At 68.0% G+C, this 17,044-nt stretch carries 16 protein-coding genes; 11 read left to right on the top strand and 5 right to left on the bottom strand.

The features are described 5' to 3' along the window. The first annotated feature begins 100 nt into the window (after positions 1 to 100). Positions 101 to 1,267 carry a serine hydrolase domain-containing protein gene (locus tag ASE67_RS06185; protein WP_055757915.1) on the top strand — a complete coding sequence of 389 codons (1,167 nt, stop codon included), beginning with the start codon at positions 101 to 103 and terminating at the stop codon, positions 1,265 to 1,267. Positions 1,268 to 1,280: 13 nt separating this feature from the next. On the opposite strand, the gene ASE67_RS06180 is transcribed toward ASE67_RS06185, so the two are convergent. Beyond that, positions 1,281 to 2,210: a DUF808 domain-containing protein gene (locus ASE67_RS06180; protein ID WP_055759230.1), complete on the bottom strand. Its 930-nt coding sequence runs from the start codon at positions 2,208 to 2,210 to the stop codon at positions 1,281 to 1,283. Positions 2,211 to 2,545: 335 nt separating this feature from the next. Here ASE67_RS06180 and ASE67_RS06175 point away from each other — a divergent pair, with 335 nt between their 5' ends. After that, entirely contained in the window at positions 2,546 to 4,336 is a 1,791-nt protein-coding gene (locus ASE67_RS06175) for a methyl-accepting chemotaxis protein (RefSeq protein ID WP_055757912.1), read from the top strand. Positions 4,337 to 4,408: 72 nt separating this feature from the next. Continuing rightward, a complete protein-coding gene (locus ASE67_RS06170; RefSeq protein WP_162236333.1) occupies positions 4,409 to 5,566 on the top strand; it encodes a carbohydrate porin in 1,158 nt (385 codons plus the stop codon). 44 nt (positions 5,567 to 5,610) lie between these two features. Here the strand turns inward: ASE67_RS06170 and ASE67_RS06165 are convergent, their stop codons facing one another. Beyond that, a complete protein-coding gene (locus ASE67_RS06165) occupies positions 5,611 to 6,666 on the bottom strand; it encodes a glycosyltransferase family 4 protein (RefSeq protein ID WP_055757908.1) in 1,056 nt (351 codons plus the stop codon). Then, entirely contained in the window at positions 6,663 to 7,589 is a 927-nt protein-coding gene (locus ASE67_RS06160; RefSeq protein ID WP_055757905.1) for a UDP-2,3-diacylglucosamine diphosphatase, read from the bottom strand. Before ASE67_RS06160 ends, ASE67_RS06165 begins: the two co-directional genes overlap by 4 nt. 210 nt (positions 7,590 to 7,799) lie before the next feature. Between ASE67_RS06160 and ASE67_RS06155 the strand changes: the two genes are divergently transcribed. The 4 genes from ASE67_RS06155 to ASE67_RS06140 all read left to right on the top strand — a co-directional run bounded on the left by ASE67_RS06155 (position 7,800) and on the right by ASE67_RS06140 (position 10,043). Further along, positions 7,800 to 8,489, top strand: a complete 690-nt coding sequence (locus ASE67_RS06155; protein ID WP_082456972.1) for a class I SAM-dependent methyltransferase — start codon at positions 7,800 to 7,802, stop codon at positions 8,487 to 8,489. A gap of 27 nt (positions 8,490 to 8,516) precedes the next feature. After that, on the top strand, positions 8,517 to 9,128 hold the full coding sequence (locus tag ASE67_RS06150; RefSeq protein WP_055757902.1) for a hypothetical protein: 612 nt from the start codon (positions 8,517 to 8,519) through the stop codon (positions 9,126 to 9,128). Positions 9,129 to 9,625: 497 nt separating this feature from the next. Further along, a complete protein-coding gene (locus ASE67_RS06145) occupies positions 9,626 to 9,829 on the top strand; it encodes a hypothetical protein (RefSeq protein ID WP_235511812.1) in 204 nt (67 codons plus the stop codon). Between the two features lie 19 nt (positions 9,830 to 9,848). After that, complete coding sequence (locus tag ASE67_RS06140) at positions 9,849 to 10,043, top strand: hypothetical protein (protein ID WP_055757897.1); 195 nt, start codon at positions 9,849 to 9,851, stop codon at positions 10,041 to 10,043. Positions 10,044 to 10,111: 68 nt separating this feature from the next. On the opposite strand, the gene ASE67_RS06135 is transcribed toward ASE67_RS06140, so the two are convergent. Further along, a complete protein-coding gene (locus ASE67_RS06135; RefSeq protein ID WP_055757892.1) occupies positions 10,112 to 11,764 on the bottom strand; it encodes an aminotransferase class III-fold pyridoxal phosphate-dependent enzyme in 1,653 nt (550 codons plus the stop codon). Between the two features lie 35 nt (positions 11,765 to 11,799). Between ASE67_RS06135 and asd the strand changes: the two genes are divergently transcribed. The 4 genes from asd (at position 11,800) to ASE67_RS06115 (ending at position 16,512) form a co-directional block, all read left to right on the top strand. Next, a complete protein-coding gene (asd, locus tag ASE67_RS06130) occupies positions 11,800 to 12,711 on the top strand; it encodes an archaetidylserine decarboxylase (protein ID WP_235511811.1) in 912 nt (303 codons plus the stop codon). Between the two features lie 95 nt (positions 12,712 to 12,806). After that, positions 12,807 to 13,631 (top strand): amidohydrolase family protein, encoded by an 825-nt coding sequence (locus tag ASE67_RS06125; protein WP_055757889.1) that lies wholly within the window; start codon positions 12,807 to 12,809, stop codon positions 13,629 to 13,631. A gap of 122 nt (positions 13,632 to 13,753) precedes the next feature. Continuing rightward, complete coding sequence (locus tag ASE67_RS06120; protein WP_055757886.1) at positions 13,754 to 15,619, top strand: M61 family metallopeptidase; 1,866 nt, start codon at positions 13,754 to 13,756, stop codon at positions 15,617 to 15,619. Positions 15,620 to 15,624: 5 nt separating this feature from the next. Beyond that, on the top strand, positions 15,625 to 16,512 hold the full coding sequence (locus ASE67_RS06115) for an ROK family protein (RefSeq protein WP_055757883.1): 888 nt from the start codon (positions 15,625 to 15,627) through the stop codon (positions 16,510 to 16,512). 84 nt (positions 16,513 to 16,596) lie between these two features. On the opposite strand, the gene ASE67_RS06110 is transcribed toward ASE67_RS06115, so the two are convergent. Further along, on the bottom strand, positions 16,597 to 16,929 hold the full coding sequence (locus ASE67_RS06110) for a hypothetical protein (protein WP_055757880.1): 333 nt from the start codon (positions 16,927 to 16,929) through the stop codon (positions 16,597 to 16,599). Positions 16,930 to 17,044: the final 115 nt, after the last annotated feature.

The raw sequence follows: 17,044 nt of genomic DNA, 5'->3' as shown, positions 1-17,044 counted from the left end.
GTCGAGAACGCGCCGTTCGGGGCAACCCCCTTCTCGACTACGGTTCTCGACAGGCTCGAACCTGCGCTCGAAGCGAACGGATAGGGAAAGGGGGTAGAAGATGATCGCCGCCCTCCTCGCCGCCGCGACGGCGCAGCCGGTTGCCGAGGTACGCGTCGCGTTCGACCGGCGGGGAGAGACGGCGGTCGTCGAACGCGGCCTGGCCGACATCGCCGCCGACCGCGCGGTCACCGCCGACGATCCGGTGCGGGTCGCCTCCATCTCCAAGCTGGTAACCGCGATCGCGGTGCTGCGACTGGTCGATGCGGGGACGCTCGACCTCGATGCCGATGTGTCGGACCTGCTTGGCTGGCGGTTGCGGCATCCGCGCTATCCCGATGTGCCGATCACGCTCCGGCTGTTGCTGTCGCACCGCGCGGGGATCGTCGACGGGGTGGACTATGTGTTGCCACTGGATGCCGAACTGGCGCCGGTGCTGGCCGATCCGAAGGCGTGGGATGCGGCCCATGCGCCCGGACAGTGGTTCGCCTATGCCAATCTCAACTTCCCGATCGTCGCCAGCGTGGTCGAACGCGCGACGGGCGAGCGGTTCGACCGGGCGATGGAGCGGCTGGTGTTTCGGCCGCTGGGGATCACCGCATGCTATAACTGGGCAAGCTGTTCGCCCGAAATGGCCGCCCGCGCGGTGGTGCAGTATCGCGGGCGAGCACCGACCAAGGACGATCATCACGGCCGCGCGCCCGCCTGTTCGGTCGAACCGGCGCGCGATGGATCGTGCGACCTCTCGCGGTGGCGCGCGGGCAGGAACGGGGCGATGTTCTCACCCCAGGGGGGCCTGCGTATCTCGGCGCGCGGGCTGGCGGCGGTCGGGCGAATGCTGCTGCGGCGGGGGCGGAGCGACCGCGGACGGATATTGTCGCCGCGCGCCTTTGCGACGCTGACGACGCCGCTGTGGACGTGGGACGGGACCAATGGCGACACCGGCAGCGATGCGACCACGGGCGCGAAGCAGGGCGGCTTCATGTGCCGCTATGGGCTGGCGGTGACGTTCCTTGCCACGCCGGTCGCCGGGTGTCGCGACGATCCGTTCGGCGATGGTCGACTACGGATCGGCCATGCGGGCGATGCCTATGGCCTGCGGTCGGGGCTGTGGGTCGACCTGCAGGCCGGGACCGGCGTCGCCTATGTCGCGACCGATGTGCCGGTCGCGGCGTCGACGCGGTCGGCGTTCACCCCGACCGAGGAGTGGCTGGCACGGGGGCGGTAGGGCCCCCTCCCCCTCAATGCTTCTTCGGCAGGACGTGCAGCACGCCGGCGATGACCGCGCCGATCAGGATGCCGAACACCGCCGCACCGGCCGCGTTGACGATCCATTCCAGCACGCCGCCCAGGGCCGGCACCGCCTCCGCCACATGATGCGCAGTGTCGTGGACGAGGTGCGGGAGCGTTACGAAGCCGAACTCCTCCAGCCCGTGCAGGATGATCTGTCCGCCGACCCACAGCATCGCGGCGGTGCCGATCAGTGCCAGCGCCTTCAGCACCACCGGCATCGCCTGAACCAGCCCGCGCCCGATCGTCTGGGCCAGCGCGCTCGACCGGCGGGCGAGCGCGAGGCCGATATCGTCCATCTTCACGATCAGCGCGACGGCGCCATAGACGCCGATGGTGATCGCGATGCCGACCACCGCCAGCGCGACCCCCTGCATCCAGATCGACAGCGCGGGCAGTTCGTTGAGCGCGATAATCATGATTTCGCCCGACAGGATCATGTCGGTGCGGATCGCGCCGCTGACCTGCTGGCGCTCCAGCTCGACCGGGTCGGTGGTCGTCGCGGCTTCCTCGGCATGGTGGCCGCCGAACAGCGGGGCGAGGATCTTTTCCGCGCCCTCGAAGCACAGGAACGCGCCGCCTGCCATCAGGATCGGGGTGACTGCCCAGGGCGCGAAGAACTTCAGGATCAGCAGCACCGGCAGCAGGATCAGCAGCTTGTTGCGCAGCGACCCCAGCGCGATCTTGCCGATGATCGGCAGTTCGCGCGCCGGCGACAGGCCGACGACATAGCGCGGGGTGACCGCCGCATCGTCGATCACGACGCCTGCCGCCTTTGCCCCCGCACGCCCCGCCGCAGCGCTCACATCGTCGAGCGAGGCCGCTGCGAGCTTTGCGATCGCCGCGATATCGTCGAGCAACGCAACCAAACCACCAGCCATCGCCTGTTCCCCAAAGCCGTTTGCGCCGAGCGGTAGCGACCGGATCGACACAATTCCACGAAAAGCGTCGAACGCCGCAAATCGCCCGTTAACGCTGTTCGCCAGTAGCGCTGCGCCGGCTTGCGCCGAATTTTCGCTGTCGCTCCATGCGTATACGATCATTGTAATTTTTTGTTGCTGAAGCAGAACCCCTTATTTGCACCTGTGTCAGTCATATTCATTCGCGCGAAGTTAATGCCCGACAAAGATGATCTTAAGCTCCCCCGGTCAATGTCCCCCCCATCGCGCACCACTGAGAATGCGCAACGACACCAAACTTGCCGGGGACCTACGCAATGCGAGCGACGATCAAGATGAAATTGGGGGCGACCTTTGCGGTCGTCTTGCTGTTGCTGGCCGGCGTCGTCGGCTATGGCATCGACCGTCTGGGGATGCTCAACCAGGCGATGAGCGATCTGGTGGACGATCCGGCGACGGCGCTCGACCGTATCCAGCAGTTCAACATGGCGTCGACACTGGCGATCGTCGCCGAAAAGAATTTGGCGCTGTCCGACGATCCGCAGATCGTGCAGCAGCAGCTTTCCAATTTCCGGCAGCAACGCGCGCGCGCTGACGAACTGATCGGACAGGCGCCGCCAATGGCGGACGACACCGACCGGGCGCAATATGCCTCCATCCGCACGCAGTGGAATGAGTATAAGACGGTGGCGGATCGGATCGTCCCGCTCGCCCTTGGGAACAAGAATCTGGAAGCAGGCGCGATCTCGCTGCGCGACGCGCGTCCGATCGCGGAAAAGATGCGCACCCAGGTCCAGGACGTGGTGCAGCGCCAGCGTGCCGAGATGAAGAAAGCCGATGACGCGGGCGACACGTTGTACGCGTCGTCGCAGACGACGTTGCTGACGGCGGCGATCGCCGCGCTGATCCTCGCCGTCACCGGTGCGCTGTGGATCGGCATGATCGTGGCAAAGGGGCTGAAGCGGGTCGGCGTCGCGCTGGACGCGGTGGCGATCGGTGATCTCGATCAGGAAGTGACCGTCACCAGCAATGACGAGATCAAGGATCTGGTCGACACGGTGAATCGCATGACGGTGGCGCTGCGCAAGTCGGCGGCACTGGCGGATACGATCGCACAGGGCGACCTGACCGTCGATCACAGCCCCGCGTCGGACAAGGACAAGCTGGGCCACGCGCTGGTGTCGATGGTCGAGCGGCTGCGGGGTGTGGTCGGCGATGCGACCGGCGCGGCGAACAACGTCGCCGCCGGCAGCCAGGAACTGTCGGCGTCGTCGGAACAGGTGAGCCAGGGCGCGACCGAACAGGCCGCCTCTGCCGAGGAAGCATCGGCATCGATGGAGCAGATGGCCGCCAACATCAAACAGAACGCCGACAATGCCGCCCAGACCGAAAAGATAGCGCGCCAGTCGTCGAAGGACGCTGAAGCGAGCGGCGTCGCGGTCGACAAGGCGGTCGTCGCGATGCGCACCATCGCCGAAAAGATCGGCATCGTGCAGGAAATCGCGCGGCAGACCGACCTGCTGGCGCTGAACGCGGCGGTCGAGGCGGCGCGTGCCGGCGAACATGGTCGCGGCTTCGCGGTCGTGGCTTCGGAAGTCCGCAAGCTCGCCGAGCGCAGCCAGACCGCCGCTGCCGAAATCAGCGCGGTGTCGGGCGACACGGTGCAGGCGGCGGCACAGGCCGGCGAGATGCTGACCAAGCTGGTGCCTGACATCCGTCGAACCGCCGAACTGGTGTCGGAAATCAGCGCGGCGTGCCGCGAACAGGATATCGGCGCGAGCCAGATCAACCAGGCGCTGCAGCAGCTCGACACCGTGACGCAGCAGAACGCGTCGGCGTCGGAACAGATCACCTCGACCTCCGAGGAATTGGCGGGACAGGCGAACGACCTGCAGCAGAGCATCGCCTTCTTCCGCATCGATGACGCGCGCGCCACGCATCGCCCGGCCGCGCGCAAGCCGGCGGTGCGCGCCAAGGGAACCGCTGCGGCGCACCGGACCAAGGCCACATCGGTTGCCGGGCAACAGAGCCGCGTGCGCGGCTTTGCGCTGGACCTGGCGCAGGGTGGCCCCGACGGCGACGACGCCGCGTTCGGCCGCGCCGCCTGATCCGACGACCGGCCGCCGATGGGGGCATCGGGCGGCCGGTCGCCAGCAACGCTTGAAACAGGGGAACATCGCATGGGACGCAACGCAATCGGCTGTGCCGCCATTGCTCTAACGATGGTTTCGGCACCGGTGCAGGCGCAGGAGGCGCCGGCGGGTCCGCTGAGCGTCGACATCGTGTACAAGGGCGATGTCGTCGGCGTCGCGGCGGGGGAAGCGCGCGGCGTCCGCTATCTCGACAATATCGACCTGCTCGCCGCGCTCGACCTCGACCGGGCGGTGGGATGGCGCGGGGGTACCGCCTTTGCCAGCCTGCTCAACAATATGGGCGGGCGACCCAACGACATTGCCGGCACGTTGCAGGGCGTGAACAATATCGAGGTCGCCGGTGCCGACCTGCTGCTGTACCAGGCATGGGTCCAGCAGAATTTCGCCGACGACCGGCTGTCGGTGCTGGTCGGCAAATACGACCTGAACAGCGAATTCTATGCCAATGATGCCGCATCGCACCTGATCGCGCCGGCGTTCGGGATCGGGTCCGAACTGGCGGCGACCGGTCCCAACGGGCCGTCGATCTTTCCGCGCACCGACCTGGCCATCCGCGTTCGCGCCGGGGACGAGCGGCAGTATGTGCAGGCGGTGGCGATCCGCGCGCCGCGCGGGATCGCCGACACGCACGGACACCGCTCGACGCTGTTCGTCGCCGAGGCGGGACGGCAGGGCATGCTGTCCTTTACGGTGGGCGGTTGGGCCTATAGCCGGCGGCAACCGCGCATCATTCCGCCCGGTGTCACCACCGGCCCCGGCGAGGCGGCGTCGCACGGCGTCTATGTCTCGGTCGAGACCGACCTTGCCGGACAGGCCGATCAGCCGGGCCATTGGCGCGCCTTTGCCCGTGCCGGATGGTCGGACGGGCGGACCACGCCCTTTGCCGGCGGGGTGCAGCTGGGCGTGACCGGCCATGGCATCGTCCCCGCCCGTCCCGACAGCCAGCTGTCGATCGGCGTGGCCAGTGCCGACCTCAGCACCCCTTATCGCCGGGCCAATCCGGCGGGCGAACCGGCGCTGACCGGATCGGAGGGGATGGTCGAGCTGACCTATAGCGACCGGGTGCTGCCGTTCCTGACGCTCCAGCCCGACGTGCAATATGTCCGCCGTCCGGGGGGCCTGCGCGATGCGGAGGACGCGGTGGTGCTGGGGCTGCGCGCGATCGTCGCGTGGAAGGCGCTGTAGCGGCCTGTCCGTATTCCCTGGATCAAGTCCGGGGTGACAAGGGGCTATGCCGCCGCCAGCACCGGTCGGGCGGCAATCCCGGCATCGACCAGATTGCCGACGAACTGGTCGGTGCAGTGCGACCAGCAATAGGCGGTGCCGGCGCGGGCGCAGGCGTCGCGATCGGCGGTCAGCGCCTGGGCGACGGCCACCGCCAGATCGTCGTCGACCGCGCCGATCCGCTGCGTGCCGCCACCCATGCCGTCCAGCCCGATGATGTCGAGCGGTCCCGGTACCGGATAGCCCGCGACCGGCGTGCCGCACGCCAGCGCCTCGATCATCACCAGCCCGAAGGTGTCGGTGCGGCTGGGGAAGACCAGCACGTCGGCGGCGCGATAGGCGGCGGCGAGCGCCGCGCCCTGTTTCAACCCGATGAACTGGGCGAGCGGATAGCGGCGCTCCAGTTCGGCGCGCGCCGGGCCGTCACCGACCAGCAGCTTGGTGCCCGGCACGTCGAGCGCCAGGAACGCCTCGATATTCTTTTCGACCGCGATCCGCCCGACATGGAGCAGGATCGGGCGCGGCAGGGTGGCGACGTCCAGTTGCCCGCCATCGGGTTTGAACAAGGACAGGTCGACACCGCGCGACCAGCGCCTTGTATGGGCGATGCCATGGTCGCGCAGCGAGGCGGCGACGCGGGCGGTGGCGGTCATCACCCCGCTGGCGCGGGCATGGAAGCGGCGCAGGAACGGCCAGAACAGCCCGGCCGGCAGATGCGTCCGCATCGCCAGATAGTCGGCGAAATTGGTATGGAACGAGGTGGTGAAGCGCGCGCCATGCCGCCGGCACCAGCCCCGCGCCGCCCAGCCGAGCGGCCCTTCGGTCGCGATGTGGATCGCGTCGGGCCGGAAGGCTTCGATCCGCCGGCCCAGTTCCGGCCCGCAGCCCAGCGCCAGCCGGATTTCGGGATAGCCGGGGCAGGCCCGGGTGGCGAAGCCGTCGGGGGTGTAGGTTTCGACGATGTGCCCGCGTTGTTGCAGGCGGCCGATCGTCGTCTGCAACGTGCGGACGACGCCGTTGACCTGCGGGCTCCACGCGTCGCTGACGATCGCGATCCTCACGCGGTGGCGACCGCGTGGGGCGCGGCGTCGACGCTGCCCGCCGCCTTTGCCAGTTCCTTTTCCCAGGTCAGCGCACGCCAGTCGATCAGCGACATGGCGCCGGCATGATCCTCGACCAGCGCGGTGCAGCTCTCCACCCAGTCGCCGTCATTATAGTACATGATGTCGCCGATCTGGCGGATCTCGGCGGTGTGGATATGGCCGCATACCACGCCGTCGACGCCGTGTTCGGCGGCCGCATGCGCCACCGTTTCCTCGAACCGGCCGATGAAGTTCACCGCGTTCTTCACGCGATGCTTGGCATAGGCCGACAGCGACCAATAGGGCAGGCCGAGCTTGCGCCGGGTGAAGTTCCACACACTGTTGGCCTTCAGCAGCGCGGTGTAGGCATAGTCGCCGAGGAAGGCGAGCCACTTGGCATAGAGCACCACGCCGTCGAACTTGTCGCCGTGCAGCACCAGCAGGCGGCGGCCGTCGGCGGTTTCGTGGATATCCTCCTCGACCATTTCCACGCCGCCGAATTCGAGACCGGTATAGTCGCGAAATGCCTCGTCATGGTTGCCGGGGATATAGATGACGCGGGTGCCGCGGCGCGCGAACTTCAGGATCGAGCGGATGACGTCGTTATGGCTGGACGGCCAGTACCAGCCGCGCCGGATCTGCCACCCGTCGACGATATCGCCGACCAGGTACAGCGTCTCGCATTCGAACGAATGGAGGAAGTCGACCAGCTGGGTCGCGCTGCATCCCGGCGTGCCGAGATGGACGTCGGAAATGAAGACGGTGCGGTAGGACTTTTTCGGACCCTCCGCCTGATAGCTTTGCGGATCGTTAATCCAGTCCGGTATCTTGCGCGCCAGCGACTTTGCAGGCGTTTCCGGCGACTTTTGCCGATCGGTCCGGGATACAAATGCCGTCGTCATCGTATTTCCCCACGATAGTGGGCCGGACTTGCGTCCTGGCGATGGCGATGCAGTAACGCGCCTCGGCGACAATAGTATTGCGCGGGTGTGACGGCCGCTCTCATCAAATTGAAACCTTGCTGACACGCCTCCGCCATTGGCCTGTCATCGATCGGCGTCATTGTGGCTGGCCAGACAAGCCGCACGGCGCTGGACAAGGAAACTCACGGATTGGCTCAGGAATTGAACCGCGTCGGCGTGGCGAGCGCCTATGATCGCTGGGCGCCCATCTATGACCTGGTATTCGGGCCGGTGTTCCGCCGGGGCCGCCGCGCGGCGATCGACGCGGCCGAGACGGTCGGCGGCCGTATCCTCGAGGTGGGCGTCGGCACCGGCATCTCGTTGCCGCACTATCGCGCCGAGAGCCGGATCACCGGCATCGATATCGCCGACCAGATGCTGGACAAGGCGCGCGACCGGGTGAAGCGGTTGCGGCTGGATCATGTCGAGCGGATCGCGATCGGCGATGCCGAGGCGCTGGATTTCGACGATGCGTCGTTCGACGTGGTGGTCGCGCAATATGTCGTGTCGGCTGTGCCGCATCCCGACCGCGCCTTGAGCGAGTTCCTGCGCGTGGTGCGGCCCGGCGGCATGATCGTGATCGCGACCCGGCTGGGCGCGGAGGCCGGTGTCCGCGCCAGAATCGAGCGCGCGCTGATGCCCATCACCAGTCGCCTTGGCTGGCGCACCGATTTCCCGTGGTCGATCTATGGCGACTGGGCGGCGCGCAACCCGCAGGCGGAGCTGGTCGAGCGCCGGCCGCTGCCCCCGCTCGGCCATTTCTCGCTGGTGTGCTTCCGCCGCGCCGGCGCGGCCGGACAGGACAACCACCCGACGCCCGCGCTCGGCGCGACCGCCTGAACCACATTTTTTTCAAAGGCTTGGACAATGCCCGGATTCAAGGAAGCGTTGCACGAACAGCGGTGGGACGATCATCGCTATTACCACCACAGCATCATCAACCAGGCGCTGCACTTCGTCAGCGCGACCACGTTCCTGATCGCCTATGTGGTCGTGTGGATCGACCCGGCGGTGGCGAGCCTGCTCGGCTGGCTGGTGGCGATGACCGCGCGGCAGTCGGGGCATTTCTTCTTCGAGCCCAAGACCTACGATCATATGAACCAGGCGACGCACGAACATAAGGAAGAGATCAAGGTCGGGTACAACCTGTTCCGCAAGGTCGTCTTCATGGGGCTGTGGGCGGCGACGCCGATCCCGCTACTGCTCGACCCGACCTTCTTCGGGGTGTTCGAACCGCATGTCGGGTTCGTCGGGTTCCTGCGGCACCTGGCGCTGCTGTGGTTGGCGTTCGCGGTCGGGGGCCTGCTGTTCCGGGTGATCCAGCTGTTCATCCAGCGCGACGTGATGACCGGGATCGTGTGGGCGACCAAGATCATCACCGATCCGTTCAACGACTTCATCCTGTACCGGAAAGCGCCGGTGCAGCTGTTGAAGGGCGCGCGGATCGATACGGATTTGCAGGAGGCGGCGCGGCACTAAGCGCCGGGCAAGGCGCAGCGAACGCTGCGCCAAGCCTAAAGGCGCGCCCGGCCGGCGGCGCGAAAAGCGCCGTCCAACGCCATGGGCTTTGCCCATGGCGGGCCGCCAAAGTTCACAAAGTTCACACTCGCGACCGATTTGCGCACTTGCGAACCGGTCGCATTAATTGCGACTGAGGGGCTCGACGGGGAGAAAGAGCGGCGGCGAGCGTGGCAGGGCGTCGCGGTGTAGGAAAGCACGTTCCGGCACAGCCATGGCGGAGCGAAACCCCGCTCGTTCCGCCCCTGCAACATTATCCGCGCCCGCCACCTGTTAACGCGCCGGCGGCACCCCATATACGATCTGGCCCCGTCGAACCCGGCTGGTCCCGCTACCGGCGCCGGCCGGTCGACCCTCTCCGCGTGGCCCGGCGGTCCGTTTGCTCGAATGATGACTGGACCGACATGCAGGACGATTGGCGACGGGGCACCCCGACCGCGGTGACGACTTCGCGGGCGATGAACGTGGGCATCGCGCGCGCCGATGTGGAAGCGCTGTGCCGCAAGCATGGCGCGTCGATCAGCGCGATCGAGACGCTGCATTCGGGTGGTACGCATGTCGTGCTGAAGAATGGTGATGCGGCCGACACGATGCGCAAGGCGTTCGGCAAGAAGTTGATCGCCGGCACGGTCGTGCGGACGCCGTGGGTGCGCAACGGCTGATCCGGCGAGCGATCCCCCGATGACCCGCGACACCCCCGCCCTTGCCCGCGCAGTCGAACTGGCTGCGTCGGGTGACTTTTCTTCGGTGAACCAGATCCGGCAGGCATTGCGCCGCGAGGGCTATGCCACGCTGGCGCAGGACCTGTCGGGCCATCAGGCGAACCGGGCGATCATCGAGGCGCTGCACGCGGCAGCCGACGCCCGGCGGGGGTAAGCAGCAGTCGCGATCGAGGTGCGGCCGGCAGCGATCCGGCCGTCCCTTGGCCTTTGGCGGGGGAGCGGCTATCCCCGCCCCAGCCGCCGCGACAGGGTTTCCTTCAGCACCTGTCGCCGCAGCATCTTGTTGGTGGTGCCGGGGGCGGTCCACCACCAGCCGTCGCTCCGCATCGCCCGTGCCGCCTGCACGAACCGCGCGACGACTTCGGCGAAGGCGGCGTCGTCGTAATTGAGGCTGAAGATCAGGCGGCCGGTGCCGACCCAGCTCAATGCCAGCCCCTCGGCGCGGGCATAATATTGCAGCATCCAGTTGTAGCGCGACGGTATGGTGTAGGTGATCGTCCACACCGTCTGCATGCCCGCCGCGCGCACGGGCAGGTCGGCGGCCGCCATCGCCGCGTTGAATTGCGCCAGCCGCGCATCCCAGCGGGCGTCGACGCCCGCGTACATCGCCTGTACCTCAGGGCTGTCGAGCCGTTCGAGGAACACGTCCATCGCCCCCATCACATAGGGGTGCGCGTTGAACGTGCCGCGCGCGAAGCAGATGTCGGCGGGGTTTTCCGGGCGGAAGCGCCGCATCAGGTCGGCGCGGCCGCACACGACGCCGATGGGTAAGCCACCGCCCAGCGTCTTGCCATAGGTCACCATGTCGGGAGCTACGCCGAACGCCTCGGCCATGCCGCCCTTCGCCAAGCGGAAGCCCATGAACACTTCGTCGAAGATCAGGACGATGCCGGCCCGCGTGCAGACGTCGCGCAGCCTGACCAGCCAGTCGCGATAGGCGGCGCGGTCGAGATGCGCGGCGCGGCTGCTGTCGATCATCGTGCCGTCGGACGGCGCGCCCTTGTTCGGGTGCATCGCCTGGAGCGGGTTGACGAGGACGCAGGCGATATCCTTGCGCGTGGCGAGGACGTGCAGCGTGCGGTCGGACAGTTCGGACAGGGTAAGCGTGTTGTCGGCTGGGGTCGGGTTGCCGATGCCCGGCTGCACATCGCCCCACCAGCCATGATAGGCCCCGGCGAAGCGCACCACGCGGCGGCGGCCGGTGTGATAGCGCGCGAGGCGCACCGCCTGCATCACCGCTTCGGTGCCCGACATGTGGAACGACACCTCGTCCATGCCGCTGATCGCCTTCAGCCGCGCGACATTGGCAGCGATGACCGGATGGTAGTTGCCGAGCACCGGGCCGAGATCGGCGACGCGTGCGCTCCCTTGCGCAATGCAGTCCTTGTAGAAATCATGGCCGAACAGGTTGACGCCGTAGGAGCCGGCGAGGTCGTAGAAGACGTTACCGTCGAGGTCGGTGACGGTGACGCCCGACGAGGATTGGTAGAAGGCACCGGTCGACAATTGCTCGCGGACCTTCGCGCTGAACTGGAACGGTACGCGGTAGCGGCCGGTGAATTGCAGGTCGGACAGCCCCTCGCGCAATTCTTTGGTCGCGGCGACCGTGTTGGGAAAACGGGTGGCGTAGAGCGCGGAGAGGCGTTCGAAGCCGGCGCGACGCTGTTCGGCGATCTCGGCCGGGGCATCGTCGGCGGCGAAGAAGCGCGCGTCGTCATAGTCGTAGAACGCGATCTGGCGCGCGATGCGCTGGCCCCAGCGGACATGGCCGGTCAGCGAGCCGTGCTTGGCGCGGCTGAGCGCCAGGCGGGCGCGCCCCTTGGTGGCGGCAAGACCGGCGACTCCGGCGGCGAATGCGAGGGCAAGAGGCATCATGGCTGACGCAAATATGACCCGATAAGGAAATATTGATGACGGTCATGGACCGCACCGCCCCCTCGCCCGCACCCTCCCGGCTCAACCGCGCCATCGCCCGGCTGACCGATATCGAATCGCTGAACTATGCCGCGACCAACTGGCTGCCGCGTCGGACGCTGACCCGCGCGATGGGGTGGTTCAGCAAGGTCGAACAGCCGCTGGTGGCGAAGGCGTCGATCGCGGTGTGGCGGAGCTTTTGCGATGTCGACCTGTCCGATGCGGCGGAGACGCGCTGGCCATCGATGCACGCCTGCTTCATCCGGCGGTTGCGGCCCGGCGCGCGGACGTTTTCGGCGCGGGGGCATCAGGTAGCGTCGCCATCCGACGGGATCATCGTCGCCAGCGGAAGCGTAACCGGCGATTCGATCGTGCAGGCCAAGGGGAAACGCTATTCGATCGCCGAGCTGACCGGGGGCGAGGGCGAGGCGTATCTGGGCGGGAGCTTCGTCACGCTGCGGCTGACCGCCGGCATGTATCACCGGTTTCATGCGCCGCAGGACGGGCGGGTCGAGCGGGTGCGCTATTTCCCCGGCGATTGTTTCAACGTGAATCCGCCGGCACTGAAGCGGGTCGACCGGCTATATTGCCGCAACGAACGGGCGACGGTGCGGATGCGGCTGGGCGACGGGACGCCGATCCTGCTGGTGCCGGTGGCGGCGATCCTGGTCGCGGCGATCCGGCTGACCTTCCTCGATACGGTCAAGCTGTTGCGCGAACGGGCGGAGCCGGTGGCCGAAATCGATGTGGCGGTGCGTCAGGGAGAGGAAATGGGGTGGTTCGAACATGGTTCGACCATCGTGCTGCTGACGCCGGCGCCGTTCGTGCTGGCGGAGGGCATGCAGACCGGCGACCGGGTGCGCGCGGGCGATGTGTTGTTCGAGCGGGTGGTGATCGAGGATATTTAGCGGCCGGCGGCGCTGCGTCGGGTGATCCGGGGTGACGGACGGGGTTGCGTTGCGCCCCCGCCTCACGCCACTCTGTCGGCGAGGAGGGAGGCGGGATGAGCGGCATCGTCGATGCGCATCTGCATGTGTGGCGGATCGATGCGCCGTTCCATGGCTGGCCGGCGGTGACCGATGGCGCGCTGTATCGCAGCCATTCGTTGGCCGATGCGCGCGCGGCGATGGGGGATGCGCCGGTCGAGCGGGTCGTGCTGGTGCAGGCGCAGACCGACGACCGCGAAACCGACTGGCTGCTGGAGATGGCCGACGCCGATCCGTGGGTCGCGGGGGTGGTCGGCTGGGTCGCGCTGGACGGCCCGCAGGCGCCCGAGCGGATCGCGGCGCTGGCGGCGAACCCCAGGCTGCTGGGCCTCAGGCCGATGGTGCAGGCGATCGCCGATAGCGACTGGCTGCTGCGCGACGATGTGGCGCGCGGGGTGGCGGCGATGGTCGCGCACGGGCTGCGGTTCGATGCGCTGGTCCAGCCGCGGCATCTGGGCGTGCTGGCGACCCTGGCCGATCGCTGGCCGGACCTGAAGATCGTGATCGATCACGCCGCCAAGCCGGCGCCGCCGGGCGATGCCGACTGGGCGGCCGGGATGGCGGCGCTGGCGGCGCGGCCGTCGGTGTGGTGCAAGCTGTCGGGGCTGCGCACCGAACAGGCGGCGGGGGCCGATCCGCTGGCGCTTGGCGGCATGGTCGAACGATTGGTCGGATGGTTCGGGAAACGGTTGCTGTGGGGCAGCGACTGGCCGGTGCTGTCGGTGGCGGGCGACAGCTATGGCGACTGGCTGGCGACGGTGCGGGTGCTGACTCTCGCATTGTCGGAAGGCGAGCGGGCGCGGTTGATGGGTGGCGCGGCGCGGGCATTCTACGGGATCTGACCGCCATGTGCCGTATCCCCGCGCGGGCGGGATACGAAGGGTCGTCGGGAAGTGGCGCGCTCCACCCTTCCAATCCGCCCCCCCTGCCCGCTACAAGCAGCCCAACTCGAAGGGGAATTGCCATGGTTCGTTCGCTGGTCGCCGTGTTGCTGGCCTCCTGCCTCGCCCTGCCCGCCGCCGCGCAGACCGCGCCGGTCGCGCAGACCGCCGCGCGCGATCCGGGGGCGAATGCGCCGGTCAGCTATGCCGTGTCGTTCCCGCAGGCGCAGCATCATCGCGCGCGGATCGTCGCGACGTGGCGATCGGTGCCCGCCGGCCCGTTGCGCGTGCAGATGTCGCGCTCGTCGCCCGGCCGCTATGCGATCCATGAATTCGCCAAGAACGTCTATGACGTCAGCGCGACCGACGGCGCCGGGCGGCCGCTCAAGCTGACGCGCACCGATCCCTATGCCTGGAGCGTGGCGGGCCATGACGGCACGGTCGTCGTCGCCTACACACTGTATGGCGACCGGGGTGACGGCACCTATGCGCAGATCGATGCGACCCACGCCCATCTGAACATGCCCGCGACGTTCCTGTGGGCGAACGGATATGACGCGCAGCCGATCAGCGTGCGCTTCACCAGTCCCGACCCGACCTGGAAGGTCGCGACGCAGTTGCCCGCCGGCACCGCGCCGGGCAGCTATTGGGCGCCGAACCTGCAATATTTCATGGACAGCCCGACCGAGCTGTCGGACCATATGGTCCGCGAATGGCAGGAGGCGGGCAAGACGTATCGCCTGACGCTGCACCATGGCGGCACCGCTGCCGACATGGACCGCTTCACCGCGAAGGCGAAGAAGGTCGTGGCCGAGGAGATCAGGATCTTCGGCGCGCCCGCGCCCTATGATTTCGGCACCTATACCTTCATCGCCGACTATCGCCCGTCGGTGAACGGCGACGGGATGGAGCATCGTAACTCGACGATCATCACCGACAAACGATCGCTGGCCGAGGCGAAGGACGACCAGCTCGGCACGCTGGCGCATGAGTTCTTCCACAGCTGGAACGTCGAGCGGCTGCGCCCGCGCGAGCTGGAGCCGTTCGACTTCACCCGCGCCAACCCGACCCCCTCGCTGTGGCTGGCCGAGGGGTTCACCAGCTACTACGGGCCGCTGGCGATCCGCCGTGCCGGGCTGTCGTCGGTCGATGAATGGCTGGACGAGATGGGCGGCATGGTGAACGGGGTGGTCAACAGCCCGGCGCGCATCGCCGCACGGACCAATGCCTCGCCGCAGGAAATGAGTCTCCGCGCGCCGTTCGTCGATGCGGCGACCACGATCGATCCGGTCGAGCCGAACATCTTCGTCTCCTATTACCCCTATGGCGCGGTGATCGGCCTGTCGCTCGACCTGCAGCTGCGCCAGCGGTTTCCGGGCAAGACCCTCGACGATTACATGCGGCTGTTGTGGCAGACGCATGGCGCGACCGAGCGGTCCTATACCCCCGCCGACCTGCGCGCGGCGCTGACCACGCTGACCGGGGACAAGGCGTTTGCCGACCAGTTTTTCGACCGGTCGATCGAGGGCAGCTTCCTGCCCGATTTCACGCCGCTGCTGGATCAGGCCGGGCTGGTGCTGCGCGCGGCGGCACCGGGTACCGGCTGGATCGGGCGGGCCAATGCGACGCAGGAAGCGGACGGGGTGACGCTGGCGCTGTCGCCGGCGCAGAACACGCCGCTGTTCGCCGCCGGGGTGGATCGCGGCGACGTGCTGCTGTCGCTGGGCGGGCAGCCGGTCGGCAGCGTGGCGGCGTGGACGGCGGGCGTCGCGGCGCTGAAGCCCGGTACGCCGGTCGAGCTGCGGTATCGCCAGCGCGGGATTGAGCGCGTGGCGACGCTGACCCCGGTGGCCGATCCGACGCTGCAGATCGTGCGCGGCGAGACGGTCGGGCGCGCGCCGACCGCACAGCAGCGCGCGTTCCGGCTGAAGTGGCTGGGCGCGGAATAGGCGCGATGCGGCTGTGCGCCGATGTCGGCGGCTCGTTCGTCGACATCGCCGCGTTCGACGACGCAGCCCGGATCGTGTGGCGGCGCAAGACCCGCACCCCTGTCGATGATTGGGCGGGGTTCGTCGCGATCTTTGCGGAGGCTGCGGAGGCGGTTCCCTGCGCGGCCGTGTCGATCGCGACCGCCGGGCTGGTCGATCCGGTCGGCGGGGTCGTGACCAGTGCGAACATCCCGTGCATCGATGGTCGGCGGCTGGCGGACGACCTGCGCGCGGCGCTGGCGCTGCCGGTGACCGTGGTGAACGATGCCGATGCGTTCGTGCTGGCCGAGGCGACGCTGGGCGCGGCCAAGGGGCATGAGCGGGTGTTCGGCATCATCCTGGGCACCGGGGTCGGTGGCGGGCTGGTCGAACGCGGGCGGATCGTCAGTGGTGCTGGCGGGATCGGCGGCGAATGGGGACACGGACAGGTGATCCATGCCAGCCCCGTGGCGCCCGAGGCGATGCCGGTCTTTGCGTGCGGTTGCGGACGGCGGGGGTGTCTCGACACGATCGGCAGCGCGCGCGGGCTGGAGCGGCTGCACCGGTTTCTGCACGGCGTGGAGGCGGACAGCATCGCGATCACGCGCGGGGCGGAGGCGGGCGATGTGCAGGCGGCGGCGACGGTCGCGTGGTTCTGCGACCTGCTCGGCGGGCCGATCGCGATGCTGCTGCACGCGGTGTCGGCCACGATCGTGCCGGTCGGCGGGGGGCTGGCCAATGCGACCGGATTGATCGCGGCGCTGGACGCGCGGGTGCGGACCAACCTGCTCACCCCGGTCACGACGGCGGTCGTCGTGCCGGGGCGATTGGGCGACGAAGCCGGGTTGATCGGGGCATTCGTCGCGGGAGGTTAGTCTTTACCCTCACCCTTCCCACCCGGCTGCGCCGGGCGGGCCCCTTCCCTCTCCCGGCGGGAGAGGGAGGGAGCGGCGAAGCCGTTAGCGGCGATGGCCCGGGCGGCCGTTGCGGTCGTGCTTGTCGACGCGGACCTTATACGCCAGCGCGTCGAAGCGGCGGTCGAGGTCGCGGCGTTCCTGCATCGACAGGCCGTTCGAGCGGCGATAGCGCTGTTCGAGATTGGCGATCTGGCGGAATTCGGCGCGCAGGTTCACCGCTTCACGCCGGCTGAGCGAGCCGTTGCGGATGCCCTGATCGATGCGGCGCTCGATCTGCGCCTGGCGCTGGTTGACCGACTGCCACGGCTGGGCGGCGGCAGGCAGGGCGGTCAGCGCAACGCCAAGACCGGCGAGCATCAGTGCGAACTTCTTCATCCCTTTTCTCCTTTGTCGAACCATCGGGGTCGAAGGTGAAAATGGCGAACGCGTGTCGCAGGGGTTTGTCGCAAAGGGCGGAAAATTGTGTCGGATTGTCGCGACTTGGCCGGGT

It is taken from the genome of Sphingomonas sp. Leaf23 (genome assembly GCF_001421585.1).
GTDB lineage: Bacteria > Pseudomonadota > Alphaproteobacteria > Sphingomonadales > Sphingomonadaceae > Sphingomonas.
This window is presented reverse-complemented; position numbering and strand designations above follow the sequence as displayed.